The 11,991-nt window shown below is 55.3% G+C and carries 12 protein-coding genes; 5 read left to right on the top strand and 7 right to left on the bottom strand.

The window, feature by feature from the left end:
• From ACTQ1N_RS08310 to ACTQ1N_RS08280, 7 genes are all read right to left on the bottom strand, one after another.
• Positions 1 to 1,134 carry a GTP 3',8-cyclase MoaA gene (locus tag ACTQ1N_RS08310; RefSeq protein WP_441956302.1) on the bottom strand — a complete coding sequence of 378 codons (1,134 nt, stop codon included), beginning with the start codon at positions 1,132 to 1,134 and terminating at the stop codon, positions 1 to 3.
• 7 nt (positions 1,135 to 1,141) lie between these two features.
• Positions 1,142 to 2,068 carry a peptidoglycan-binding domain-containing protein gene (locus tag ACTQ1N_RS08305; RefSeq protein ID WP_441956301.1) on the bottom strand — a complete coding sequence of 309 codons (927 nt, stop codon included), beginning with the start codon at positions 2,066 to 2,068 and terminating at the stop codon, positions 1,142 to 1,144.
• A 124-nt stretch (positions 2,069 to 2,192) separates the two neighbouring features.
• Positions 2,193 to 3,044, bottom strand: a complete 852-nt coding sequence (locus tag ACTQ1N_RS08300; RefSeq protein ID WP_441956300.1) for a hypothetical protein — start codon at positions 3,042 to 3,044, stop codon at positions 2,193 to 2,195.
• Complete coding sequence (cdd, locus tag ACTQ1N_RS08295; RefSeq protein WP_441956299.1) at positions 3,041 to 3,499, bottom strand: cytidine deaminase; 459 nt, start codon at positions 3,497 to 3,499, stop codon at positions 3,041 to 3,043. Before cdd ends, ACTQ1N_RS08300 begins: the two co-directional genes overlap by 4 nt.
• A gap of 135 nt (positions 3,500 to 3,634) precedes the next feature.
• Positions 3,635 to 4,411: a uridine phosphorylase gene (gene udp / locus ACTQ1N_RS08290; RefSeq protein WP_441956298.1), complete on the bottom strand. Its 777-nt coding sequence runs from the start codon at positions 4,409 to 4,411 to the stop codon at positions 3,635 to 3,637.
• A gap of 71 nt (positions 4,412 to 4,482) precedes the next feature.
• Positions 4,483 to 6,927, bottom strand: coding sequence for a DEAD/DEAH box helicase (locus tag ACTQ1N_RS08285; protein WP_441956297.1), 2,445 nt, complete (start codon positions 6,925 to 6,927; stop codon positions 4,483 to 4,485).
• A gap of 9 nt (positions 6,928 to 6,936) precedes the next feature.
• Positions 6,937 to 8,400: an ATP-binding protein gene (locus tag ACTQ1N_RS08280; protein WP_441956296.1), complete on the bottom strand. Its 1,464-nt coding sequence runs from the start codon at positions 8,398 to 8,400 to the stop codon at positions 6,937 to 6,939.
• Between the two features lie 188 nt (positions 8,401 to 8,588).
• On the opposite strand from ACTQ1N_RS08280, the gene ACTQ1N_RS08275 reads away from it, so the two are divergent.
• From ACTQ1N_RS08275 to ACTQ1N_RS08255, 5 genes are all read left to right on the top strand, one after another.
• On the top strand, positions 8,589 to 9,293 hold the full coding sequence (locus ACTQ1N_RS08275; protein WP_441956295.1) for an AzlC family ABC transporter permease: 705 nt from the start codon (positions 8,589 to 8,591) through the stop codon (positions 9,291 to 9,293).
• Positions 9,294 to 9,298: 5 nt separating this feature from the next.
• Positions 9,299 to 9,625: a branched-chain amino acid transporter permease gene (locus ACTQ1N_RS08270; RefSeq protein WP_441956338.1), complete on the top strand. Its 327-nt coding sequence runs from the start codon at positions 9,299 to 9,301 to the stop codon at positions 9,623 to 9,625.
• Between the two features lie 139 nt (positions 9,626 to 9,764).
• A complete protein-coding gene (locus ACTQ1N_RS08265; protein ID WP_441956294.1) occupies positions 9,765 to 10,100 on the top strand; it encodes a PadR family transcriptional regulator in 336 nt (111 codons plus the stop codon).
• Entirely contained in the window at positions 10,097 to 11,101 is a 1,005-nt protein-coding gene (locus ACTQ1N_RS08260) for a permease prefix domain 1-containing protein (RefSeq protein ID WP_441956293.1), read from the top strand. The genes ACTQ1N_RS08265 and ACTQ1N_RS08260 overlap by 4 nt, the downstream gene beginning before the upstream one ends.
• Positions 11,098 to 11,877 carry a DUF4097 family beta strand repeat-containing protein gene (locus tag ACTQ1N_RS08255; protein ID WP_441956292.1) on the top strand — a complete coding sequence of 260 codons (780 nt, stop codon included), beginning with the start codon at positions 11,098 to 11,100 and terminating at the stop codon, positions 11,875 to 11,877. Before ACTQ1N_RS08260 ends, ACTQ1N_RS08255 begins: the two co-directional genes overlap by 4 nt.
• Positions 11,878 to 11,991 lie beyond the last annotated feature (114 nt).

Below are 11,991 nucleotides of genomic sequence, written 5' to 3'. Positions count from 1 at the left end.
TTATCCTCCAATCTGGCTCATTTCATGATGCTCCGTCATCTGGTCAGGCGTCTCAAAACAGTGGGCGGCCGGCTTGTTCAGAATCGCTGCCCGCATGACCTCCTCCAGCCGCAGATCCCTGTCGGGTTCCGCGCAGCCAAGGGTCCGTCCCGCCTGCCCGCGGCCGTCTGCCTCGGGCGAGGGTCCTCCGTCCGGCGTCATCTCCCTCAGCACTGCCCGGAGGTCTGCGCCCTGATCGTAGCAGAGGCAGGTTTTCAGAAACCCGGTCGACGTCAGCCGGATCCGGTTGCAGGAGGAACAGAACTTCCCGTGCACCGCGCTGATAAAGCCGACGCTGCCCTGATACCCCGGGATGCGGAAGTACACTGCCGGTCCTTCCCCGTGCTTCTTCGTTATTCTTTCCTGAGAATGACGCTCTGCAAAAGAAAAAGCCCTCTTCCTTCCCACAGCTTCCAGAAGCAGCTCCAGTGCGGCTTCACTCTCAGGCTCCATATCCGGGAACACCTCTGCGAGCCGGGCCAGCAGCCTTCGGTTATCCGAATCCGGAAACAGGCGGCCGTACCCGATCGGCATCATTTCTATAAAACGCACATCCACCGGATGCTCCCTTGCATATGAGATCAGGCTGAGAACATCTGTCCCGGGCATCGTCACGGCATTCACCTTGACCCGGATTCCCCGCTCCGCCGCCGCAAAGACCGCCGCGGAAACCTCCTCTACGCCGCCTGTCCCGCTGTCCCCGGTGATCAGCCGGTACTGCTGCGGATCTGTCGTGTCAAGACTCACGTTGATCCCGTCCACGCCCGCCTGCACAAGCGCATCCAGATTCTCTCTCAGAAGGAGCCCGTTTGTCGTCAGCGTCACCGTCTGGATGCCCTCGACCGCCTTCAGCGCGCCGATGAACGCCGAACACCCCCGCCGCACCAGCGGTTCTCCGCCTGTTACCTTCAGATGCCGGATTCCCAGCCGCGATGCCGCACGCACAATCCGGAGAAACTCCTCGTACCGCAGGACATCCTCATGACACACCTTGCCGGACATGCCGTCCGGCATACAGTACCTGCATCTCAGATTGCAGCGATCTGTAATCGAGATCCGCAGGTAGTCTATCTCTCTTCCGAAACAGTCTTTCATATCCCACTCACGCGCCCTGCCGGTTCAGCATCTCCTGCATCTGACTCAGCAGCTCGTCGTCGATCAAACCGTCCGCCGGCTCAAACCCGTACATGGTCTGAAACCGCTCGATGCAGCTTACCGTCTGACGTCCGCAGATCCCATCCGGTGTCCCGCATAAGAATCCCAGTGCATTCAGAAGTTCCTGCACCTTCTTCACCGTTGTGCTGTCTGCCGAAGCGTTCTTTGTCTCCGCGCCTGCGGCAGCATTCATCTTGTCGACGGCATCCTTCAGGTCCTGGTAGCCGTCCGGCAGCTCCAGACTGTAGTAGTCGTGAAGCTCCACCAGCGCATAGGCGCGGTTGTAATAGCCTGCCGAATACAGCTGACTGGTCTTGTCCGCATCCTGCGTATCTTTCCAGGTTGTCTCTGCCTTGTACTGCTTTCCAAGCCCCGCACGATACTCGTCGCAAAGATACTGAAGATTCAGGCTCCCCAGCTGTACCCCCTTGTACGCCTCATAAAAATCCCGCTCCGCCTCCGCGCACCTGAAGCGGTATGCCCACAAATCTGCTGCGGACATCTGAGCGATCTGATCTGCGCTGCAGGTTCCGGCCTCCGCCTGTCGCTTTTCAAATGAAGCCGCAATATCCTTCAGAAATGTGGCTGTGTCCTTTCGCTGCGTCTGTGCGCTTTCTGCGCTGCCGGCAGATGTTCCGCCGTCCGCTGGCGTCCCGCCGTTATCTGCGCCGCTTCCTGTATCTGTCTGCGCCTGCAGCTCCTTCAGCTGCGCGCGCAGACTCTCATTCTCAGATTCAAGACTCTGATAAGCCGCCTTCTGCTGCGCATTCGTCAGATCTTCCCACTTCACCGCCACTGCCGATGCCGGATATGCCAGAAGTGCCGTACCCGCCGCGCATGCCGCAACAAGCAGCGTCCATCTCTTCCCCTTCATGCCATCTTCCCCTTATCAGCTGTCTCCCGCGGACCCCTCATCCCACGGTGTATCCTGCCCCTATCTTATCATCGAAGACAACCTGCGGCAACCACACAAGGCATGGCGGGCCGCGCTTTGCAGCTCAGAGAAACAGCTTCAGCAGCTGCATTTTCTCGAGGATGAAAATCGAGAGATCCATGAAAAGATGCGCAATCAGGGTGCTTACAAGCACGCCATTTGAAGTCAGCAGAAAATCCACCTTGAATCCGTACCAGCACATGAACGCCGAGTAGGCCAGAAGGAGCAGCATGACTGGAAGCTTTGACAGCACGCCGGAGAGCGTTTTAGTAAAATCCTGCCATGAAAAGTCAAAGTAGATGAACCGGCCCAGCGACAGACTGATGAAGTAAATGATCATCGAGTCATAGTTGGCATCCTCATAGATGAACTTGATGTAGAGCAAAATCAGGATAATATAGAGGTTGCTGACCAGCCTCAGGGCTCCCTTGTCTTCATCCGACAGGTGCGGGAGCTGCACAAGGAAGCGGTCAAGGATGTTTGCGAAGAGCACCGAAAACATCAGGAAAATGACAAGGATCAGATCCTTGTATTTATCCCAGACTGCCCAGACCTGCGGCATATGCCAGTCCACAATGTTGTAGAGACTCAGGAACAGCAGGATCGATGTGCTTGAGAACACGAGCTCGTAGAAGCTCTCGATGATGCTGATCCCCCTGTGAGCAGCTGCCCGTCTCCGGCTGTAGATGCGGCTGTTGACCGCCTCCCGGTAGCGGGCGTCATGCGCGTACGCCTCCCGGTCATACGAAAAATGTTCCCGGATGCTTCTCTCGGTCGCCTGTCTCTGCTGCCAGGCAATCGTCAGCATGACGGCCATGACGGCCGCAAGGCCGATGATTGCCACAATCAGATACTTCCCGAAATTTGCCAGGTTGAAATAGTGCTGGACATAGTATCGTCCCAGATCTGATGTCATATCTCACCTTTCCTGAATTGTTCCGCCCTCCCGGAAGGCGCCCTCAGGTTGCCGCCTCCAAACGCTTCCGGCAGCAACTCCTGAAGTTCATACCGGCGAAAGTCTGTCTCGGACTTTGCCAGATAGATCGGGAAATGCGGCGGGCAGAATTCCTGAAACGCCTGCCTGCAGACACCGCAGGGTGCACAGTACTGAAGCGCTCCGCCCTCCGGTCCGCCGGCGATGGCAAGTGCCTGAAATTCATGTTCCCCCTCTGAGACTGCCTTGAAAAGCGCTGTCCGCTCCGCACAGACCGAAACCGGATAAGATGCGTTCTCGATGTTGCAGCCCGTGTAGACCTGCCCGCTCACTCCAAGCAGCGCCGCTCCGACCCGGAAATGCGAATAGGGCGTATACGCCCGCTCCCGCATGCGGACCGCCAGCCTGCAGATCTCCCGGATCTCCTGCTCTGTCATGTTTCTTCCTCCTGTCACATCACGCGGACATGTCCTGCGCGATGGCCCCCTGCACGGACCGCCTTAACGCCTGCCATGCCCTTCATTGCGATGGTTACACTCAAACAGCCTTCCGGTCAACGTCAGCCTCTCCCATCAGGCATTGTCACGTGCAATCAGAATCCGGATCGCTTCAATGGCCGTGTCGATCGCTCCCTCGGTGTCGTGGACCTGCTCATTGTCCAGTCCTGCCTTTGCGCGCTCCTGATTCGCGATCGCGAGCAGCACCGTCCCGACCCGGACATGGAGCGCAGACGCCACGACAAAGAGTGCCGCTGACTCCATTTCCGAGGCCAGGGTCCCGAGTTTCAGCCAGGCATTCCACTTATTGATCAGGTCATAGCCCACTGGCTTCGCCTCCGGCTCATGCTGACCGTAGAAGGAATCCTTGCACTGAACAACCCCCGTGTGATAGTGCCTGCCCAGCTTCTGTGCCGCCTGTGTCAGGGCGCAGACAACATCGAAGTCTGCCACCGCCGGGAACTCGATTGGCGCATACTCCCGGCCGGTTCCCTCCGCACGGATCGCGCCGGTCGCGATGACCAGGTCTCCGCCTTTGACATCCAGTGCCATGCCTCCGCAGGTTCCGACCCGGATAAAGGTATCCGCGCCGCACCGCTTCAGCTCTTCCATCGCAATCGCGGCGGAAGGGCCTCCGATTCCGGTCGATGTGACAGAAACCTTCACCCCGCCGAGCGTCCCTGTGTAGGTCGTGAATTCACGGTTGTCCGCAATCAGCTTCGCGTCGTCAAAGTGACGCGCGATCTTCTCGCACCGTTTCGGATCCCCGGGTAGAATGACATACTTCCCGACCTCTCCCGGCGCCACCTGGATGTGATAAAGTTTCCCGGACCCTTCTGAATAATCAATCATGTCATGCATCTCCTTTCCATCTTGTTTCCCTCATATCTTCTTACGCCCTCACAGAATCGGACTTCATCTGCTCAGGCTTCTTGTCCGTATCGGTCTGCCCATCCGCGGACCCGCTTCTTCATGCCTTCGATGTCCAGAACTCCATATGCAAAGCCCTTCCGGACAAGTTCCTCCGGAAGCAGGTCGTCATACTTGTCAAAGACTGGTACCTCCTTCGGATAAAGCAGCTCCATCGGGTCAAATGGCTTTTCTGCCTCCTCCCCCAGAATCCGGAAGAACTCCGCTTCGCTGACCCCGAGCGTAAACTGAATAAAATACGGTCTGACAGAATTGAACCCCTTCAGCCCGAGCCTGTCGGCACACCGGAGCCGCAGCAGCCGCTCCAGCGCCAGAAATGCATAGCTTCCAAGCCACGGAAACAGGCAGTACATCCGCTCACCGAGACAGATCAGCGGCCTGTCATTCATCCCGGAGGCCACTGCCGCCCTTCTGGCTGTGAGCAGACGGGCCTTCGCGTGCGGTCTCAGATAAGGATAGGTTTTGTTCTCGCACAGCACCTGCGCCATCCGCTCCAGAATCCTTGTGTGGATATCTCCCGGCTCATCCCCAAAATAAGCCGGCACGCTGCCCCTTATCATGTGGACATAGACCTGGTGGTGCACCCGGTCAACCTCCTCGCAGACCCACACATGCCCTGCAATCGCGATCCGCTCCCCTACTGGCGGCGGCTTCACGATGGTTCCGATCTCCTCTGACTCGCAGCGGACGCTGTACTCCTCGTTCTCCTGAAATACAGCGTAGAACTTGAACGAATTTGTGATCCGTTCTCCGGCCAGCCCGACAATCAGCCCGCCCTCCTCTGTCCACTGGATCTGGTCTGTCTCCAGCAGATGATGCAGCAGCACTTTGTAGTCTCCGGCTGTGATATTGTGGAAATACGCCAGTGTCAGGACACGGGAGGCAAGCTCCTGCGGTGTCATTTCCCCGCAGGAGGCAAGCGTCGACATCGTCTGGTGATAAAGCAGGCTGTAGGGCAGCCGCCCGTCTCTCGGCGGCTCGACCCAGCGCTCCTCCAGATACAGCTGCACCAGCGCAATCCCCTGAATCAGGGACCAGGGAATCGTGTCCGGAAACAGGTCACGGGGCTCCGCATGCTCCTCGCGCATGACAAACCACATCTCGCAGGGCTCCCCACGCCTGCCCGTCCGGCCCATCCGCTGCAGAAATGACGATACCGTGAAGGGTGCCTCTACCTGAAAAGCGCGCTCCAGTCGGCCGATGTCAATCCCGAGCTCCAGCGTCGAGGTTGTACAAATCGTCATACGGTTGTCGTCATCCTTCATCTGCTCCTCCGCGCTCTGGCGGAAGGAGGTCGCGAGGTTTCCATGGTGGATCAGGAAACGGTCCGGTTCGTGATTTTTCTCGCAGTACTGGCGAAGCGTTGACGTGACAGCCTCGCACTCCTCGCGCGAATTTGTGAAGACCAGGCACTTTTTGCCCCGTGTGTGCTCGAAGATATACCCACAGCCCGGATTCGCCGCATATGGCGCTTTGTCTGTTGGTTCACCGGGCGGCGCCAGGATCGTCGGCTCCGGTTCTTTCTTTATAGCACCCAGGTGTGATGCAGCTGTGTCCTGTCCCTGGGAGCCTGACCGTGCGGCTGCCGGACTGATCTGCCCCTGGCCACCTGACAGTGCGGCAGCCGGACTGATCTGCCCCTGGCCGCCTGACCGTGCGGCTGCCGGACTTGTTGTCTGTGCGGTTCCAGGAATCAGGGTGTCGGTTCCGACATACCATGCCTCGTCTGCCTGCGGAGTGCTGTTATAAAAGTGTTCCATCGACAGCCGCCACTGCACCCCTTTTGCCTCGATCCTCGGGATCACGCAGCCCCTTCCGGAACCGGCGGACAGAAATGCTCCGGCTTTTTTCGTATCGCCGATGGTCGCTGACAGCCCGATCCGCCGCGGCCGGACGCCTGCAAGGCGTGAAAGCCGTTCAATCAGGCACAGGGTCTGCCCCCCGCGGTCTCCCCGCAGCATGGAATGAATTTCATCGATCACAACAAACCGCAGATCACCGAACAGACTCGGTATATCCGCATGCTTGTGCATCAGAAGCGCCTCCAGTGACTCCGGCGTGATCTGTAGAATCCCGGATGGCTTTTTCATCAGGCGTTTCTTCTCCGAAGCCGGCACATCTCCATGCCAGTGCCAGACCGGGATCTGTGCATCCCGGCACAGATCGTTCAGTCTCAGAAACTGATCATTGATCAGCGCCTTGAGGGGTGCGACGTAGATGCAGCCCACCGATCTTGGCTCATCCTCCGAAAACAGCGTTAGAATCGGGAAGAATGCCGCCTCCGTCTTTCCGGATGCCGTCGAAGCACAGAGCAGGACATTCTGGTCAGTGTTGAAGATGGCTTCCCCTGCCGCAACCTGGATCGCCCGCAGATTCTCCCATCGATTCTCATAGATAAAATCCTGTATGAACGGTGCATAGCGGTCAAAGATATCCATAGCCTGTCCTTACAGCGTAAATGTGGTCAGCTCGTTCTCATCATCTCTGCCGGCCTTCTCCGGCCCGGCGAATGAACTGTCCCCGGCGCTTCTGCCGGCCGTGTGTGCGTCTGTCTTCATAAACTGCGAGGTACCCGCTGACATATCCCCAAGAACCTGGCCATTCAGCAGCTCCCCGGCTGTCTTCTCCGGGTGCTGGTACAGGATATCCAGAAGCTCGATGAAATCCCGGATGATCTCCCGGGGCGTGATGTGCGAATCCGCTCCGACCCGGCTGTACTCCATCTGGATAAACTGCACCCGCTCCTCCTGCCTGATGCGGCATTCATATCCGTAAAGCCCCGCATGCATATCTGTCAGCTTCTCCGTCAGGACAAGCATTTCCTCCGGGGAAAGCGGCTCCAGACGGATGACCGGCGCCATCATATCCCGGGTCCCCTCCACCGAGAACCTGCCCTCCTGGAGACGGGAGCGGAGTGCCTCATAGCTGTAGACACCGCGGCGCGTATCCTCGATGCACTGAGGCGTGCCGGACATCAGCATCCCGATATAGTGCGCCTTTCCCTGGAGCGCATCATTGTACATCGTCAGAATCTTCTCATAATTGTTGTTGCGTGCGACCGAATTCGGGATCTTGTAGATGTTGACCAGCTCATCGACAAAGACCATCAGTCCCTGGTATCCAGCCTGCCGGAAGAAGAACGCGAACAGTTTCAGGTAATCGTACCAGTCCTCGTCCGTGATGATGACATTCACCCCCAGATCCTGTCTGGCCTCCGTCCGCGTCGGATACTCTCCCCGGAACCACTTGAGAACCTTCGCCTTCTGTGCGTCATCGCCGCTTTGCTCTGCCTCAAAGTACAGCGTCAGCAGTCTTGCGAAATCAAACCCGTGAACCATCCCGCTGATTGAATTCACCACCAGACGGATTTTCTCCGCCACGCGCCCGCTGAATGCTGGCGAGCCGGCGGAAAACGTGCCTTGCATGGTTCCCGGCACCGGCTGGACAGAGGAAGCTGCTTTGCTCATTTCCGACTGCACCTGCATCTGGATACCCGAAATCCACCTGTCCAGCACCAGTGACAGAGCACCGCCCTCCGGCTTCGTCCTGGTTGCCAGATTCCCGATCAGCTCACGGTATGTAGCCAGCCCCTGCCCCTTCGTCCCGGTCAGTTTCCGCTCCGGGGACAGATCCGCGTCCATCACCACAAAGTTTCTGTCCATGACGTAATTCCGGATCGTCTGCAGCAGGAAGCTCTTTCCGCTTCCGTAGCGTCCGACAATAAACCGGAAAGACGCCCCGCCCTCCGAAATCACATCCACATCCGAGAGCAGCGCGTCAATCTCCGCCTTCCGTCCAACCGTGATATAAGGCAGACCGACCCGGGGAACGACGCCACCCTTCAAGGACCCAATTACTGCCTGCGCAATCCGCCTCGGCACCCGTCTATTCGTCTGATTCTCAACTGGCATGCACTGCTCCATTTCTCAAAAAACAAATCCTTTCAGTCTCTATGATACATCACGCAGGCAGTCCTGGCAAAGAAAAGCACCCCCGCCGCAGCGAGGTGCCAGATCATTCATCCTGTTGTTTTGAATGTTTTCAGTGCTATACTCTTTCTTTACAGACAATGATCTGCAATCACCATAAGGAGATCTTTATGAAAACCAAAGCCTTGAAAGCCGCATTTCCATATACCATCCCCATTTTCGCCGGGTTCTGGTTTCTCGCGCTTGCCTATGGAATTCTGATGAACGTCAACGGCTTTTCTTTCATCTACCCCATGTTGATGAGCCTGCTGATCTATGGCGGCTCTCTCGAATTTATTGTCGTGACGATGCTGATGTCCCCTTTCGCCCCTCTGTCGACCCTTGCCGTGACACTTCTGGTGCAGTCGAGACATCTTTTCTACGGAATTGCCATGCTGGATCGTTATCGAGGCATGGGGTGGAAAAAATTCTATCTGATCTTCGGCATGTGCGATGAGACCTTCTCGATCAACTATTCGGCGGACATTCCGGAGGGGGTTGACCGAGGCTGGTTCATGTTTTTTGTCACGCTGCTGGATCAGCTCTACTGGGTTTCCGGTGCTGTCGTCGGCGGCCTCATCGGATCCTTTCTGAAATTCAACACAAAAGGACTGGACTTTGTGATGACCGCCATGTTTGTAACGATCTTCATGAACCAGTGGATGAAAGAGAAGAAAAAATACACCGGTCTGATCGGTATCGGTGCAACCGCCGCCTGCCTGGTCCTGTTCGGTTCCAAATCCTTCATGGTCCCGGCAATGGTGGCAATCCTGATTCTTCTGACCATCTTCAGAAAACCCATCGAACAATCCTATCAGGAGGTAGAGATACAATGAGTCCAATGACCATTCCCCAGCAGATCATCACAATCGCCATCTGTGTCCTTGGTACGATGCTGACAAGGTTTCTCCCGTTCCTGATTTTTTCTTCGAAGAAACCGACCCCGAAATACATCGTGTATCTGGGAAAAGCCCTGCCATGCGCTGTGTTTGGCATGCTTGTTGTCTACTGCCTGAAGAATGTTTCCATCCTCTCCGGAACCCACGGCCTTCCGGAATTGCTTGCCATCGCGGTCACGGCAGGGCTTCACCTGTGGAAAAAGAATATGCTTCTGTCCATCGCGGGCGGAACCGTTGTATATATGCTGCTGGTACAGCTCGTATTTTGACAAAGATGGCCGATTCTTTCTCTTGACATACTTCGGCTGTCGTAGTACATTCAGTTTGTCAGATATACTTCGTCTGTCATAGTATGTTAGTCGTAGTACGACAGGCGAATAATCCAAGACCTGACAGAAAGGAGATGCCATGGGAATCAGCAGTGATGTCATCCGCGGATGCAATGACACAATCATACTGTGCCTGCTGCTGGACGGTCCGTCTTACGGATATGAAATATCCAGAAGAATCCGGCTGATGACAGAAGATGCTTATATCATAAAGGAAACCACCCTCTACTCGGCATTCACCCGTCTTGAAAAAGCAGGCTGCATTGAGTCATTTCCGGAATTTGCAGAAAACGGCAAACGGCGCACCTATTACCGGATCACGGAATCCGGACGCCGCTACTATCGTGAAAAATGCGAGGAATGGGTCCTGACGAAAACTGTTGTAGAGAAATTTATCAGGGAGGAGAATCCATGAACACCATACGCAGTTATCTGGAATCGATGTTTGCAAAGCTGCCGAATACGCCGGACGTCATCAAGGCAAAGTGTGAGCTGGGCCAGATGATGGAGGACAAATATACTGAGCTGGTCAACGAGGGACAATCGGAGAATGAAGCCGTTGCGCAGGTGATATCAGAATTCGGAAATCTGGATGAACTTGGCGACGTTCTCGGCATCAGCAGTATCCTGAATCATGAATCCGGAAACTTCACCGCCGGACGTCAGGTAACACTTCAGGAGGCACAGAGCTATCTTGATGATAAGGCCCGTTATGGCCTGTTTCACGGGCTTGGAACCTTTTTCGCCATCATCTGTTCCTGCGGAATCATTCTGGCCGGTTCACTGGAAAACGGTTCACAGAAAACCATTGTATCCGGACTGCTTTTTCTGTTCATCTCCATCGCGGCCTGCGTGGCATTTCATACCTACAGCAGCCTGCAGATGAACAAATGGAATTTTCTGAAAAAGGAGCCCTGCAGCATTGATTACGGTACTGCCGGGATGATCAATGACTTGAGACGCAGCACGCACGATACGTCCATTCTTCAGCGGACGATTGCCATTCTGCTTTTCTGCACCAGCTACATTCCGCTGATTGTTCTGTCTATGCTGACAGGTCAGAGTGTGTTTGTGGGACTGGGTGTTGACATCCTGCTTTTTATGGTCGGTCTGGGCGTTCTGATTCTGACCGTCAGCTCCTCCCGTGAGGACGGTTACCGCACTCTTTTGAATCTGAACAACAGCTCCTGTTCCTCCGAATATTACAGCCGGAACAATGGAGAAAACTACTATGAAAACAAAACCGTGCGCATCATCATGTCTGTTTTCTGGCCGACGGTAACATGCGTGTATCTGATCTGGAGCTTTCTGTCCTTCGCCTGGTACATCACCTGGATCATCTGGCCGCTGGCCGCCGTCGCCGACTCCTTGATAAAAGCCATTTTCGGAACAAGAAAAGAGGAGGATCGATCATGAAGAAACGAAACATCTACCTGATCCTGATGTCACTGGCCACCGCAGCTGCAATCATCCTGGGAACGCTGTGGCATGTGGGGAAACCTGTCTTTTCACATTCAGATCATAACTTTTCTTTTTACTTCCAGGGGAAAAACAACACGGAGACAACAAAAAAACTGGAATCCTTCACCGGACTTCAGATCCGTCTGCAGAATGATGACATTCAGATTGAAACAGGGACAGAATATAAAATGACCTATACAGGTCCGAAAGATGCCGTTCCCACCGCCGAAACGGCAGACGGCATCCTGACTGTCCGCAACAGCGGAAACAGATCCGACAGAACCGGCGGAATACTGACGGTTACTGTTCCGTCCGATCTGAAAGCGCTGCAGGATGTTTCCCTGGACACCAGCAATGGTGATATTTGTATCGAGCCGAACGATACGATCACGGTAAAAAGTCTGACACTGACAAGTGAAAACGGAGATCTCTCGCTGGAAAAGTGTCATGGCTCCGTCCTGAAAGCCTCCACAGACAACGGAAATATCGGTATGGAACACGTAAGCTTTGAGCAGTCAGACCTGAGCAGTGAAAACGGAGACCTTATTGTCAATTTGGATGACAGCATAAAAAACTACACGATATATCCCTCGACCTCATCCGGTGATATCACCATCGGAGACACCTCATACAGCACGACGAACGGAGCCGAAAACCAGATCACCATCGGCAGCGGTCAAAAGGTTCTGAAAATACGGACACAGTCCGGTGATATCGAAATAGAGAACTAACTGCACTTGACCGAATTTCATACACTGTCATACCTGACCAGGTTTCCTATCTTCAAAAATCGGCACCCGCCTCTCCTTTGGAAAAGACGGGTGCCGCAGAAATGGCTCACCAGT

It is taken from the genome of Porcincola sp. LCP21S3_C12 (assembly GCF_052118625.1).
In the GTDB taxonomy this organism is placed as follows: domain Bacteria; phylum Bacillota; class Clostridia; order Lachnospirales; family Lachnospiraceae; genus Porcincola.
The sequence above is the reverse complement of the archived record's forward strand: the minus strand, read 5'-3'. Positions and strand labels throughout refer to the sequence as shown.

Bases quoted from the DNA above. Each gene is read 5' to 3' on its own strand.
- ACTQ1N_RS08260 (WP_441956293.1), top strand. From the start codon at position 10,097: ATGAACACCATACGCAGTTATCTGGAATCGATGTTTGCAAAGCTGCCG.
- udp (WP_441956298.1), bottom strand. From the start codon at position 4,411: ATGATTGATTATTCAGAAGGGTCCGGGAAACTTTATCACATCCAGGTG.
- ACTQ1N_RS08280 (WP_441956296.1), bottom strand. From the start codon at position 8,400: ATGCCAGTTGAGAATCAGACGAATAGACGGGTGCCGAGGCGGATTGCG.
- cdd (WP_441956299.1), bottom strand. From the start codon at position 3,499: ATGACAGAGCAGGAGATCCGGGAGATCTGCAGGCTGGCGGTCCGCATG.
- ACTQ1N_RS08300 (WP_441956300.1), bottom strand. From the start codon at position 3,044: ATGACATCAGATCTGGGACGATACTATGTCCAGCACTATTTCAACCTG.
- ACTQ1N_RS08265 (WP_441956294.1), top strand. From the start codon at position 9,765: ATGGGAATCAGCAGTGATGTCATCCGCGGATGCAATGACACAATCATA.
- ACTQ1N_RS08305 (WP_441956301.1), bottom strand. From the start codon at position 2,068: ATGAAGGGGAAGAGATGGACGCTGCTTGTTGCGGCATGCGCGGCGGGT.
- ACTQ1N_RS08270 (WP_441956338.1), top strand. From the start codon at position 9,299: ATGACCATTCCCCAGCAGATCATCACAATCGCCATCTGTGTCCTTGGT.
- ACTQ1N_RS08255 (WP_441956292.1), top strand. From the start codon at position 11,098: ATGAAGAAACGAAACATCTACCTGATCCTGATGTCACTGGCCACCGCA.
- ACTQ1N_RS08310 (WP_441956302.1), bottom strand. From the start codon at position 1,134: ATGAAAGACTGTTTCGGAAGAGAGATAGACTACCTGCGGATCTCGATT.
- ACTQ1N_RS08285 (WP_441956297.1), bottom strand. From the start codon at position 6,927: ATGGATATCTTTGACCGCTATGCACCGTTCATACAGGATTTTATCTAT.
- ACTQ1N_RS08275 (WP_441956295.1), top strand. From the start codon at position 8,589: ATGAAAACCAAAGCCTTGAAAGCCGCATTTCCATATACCATCCCCATT.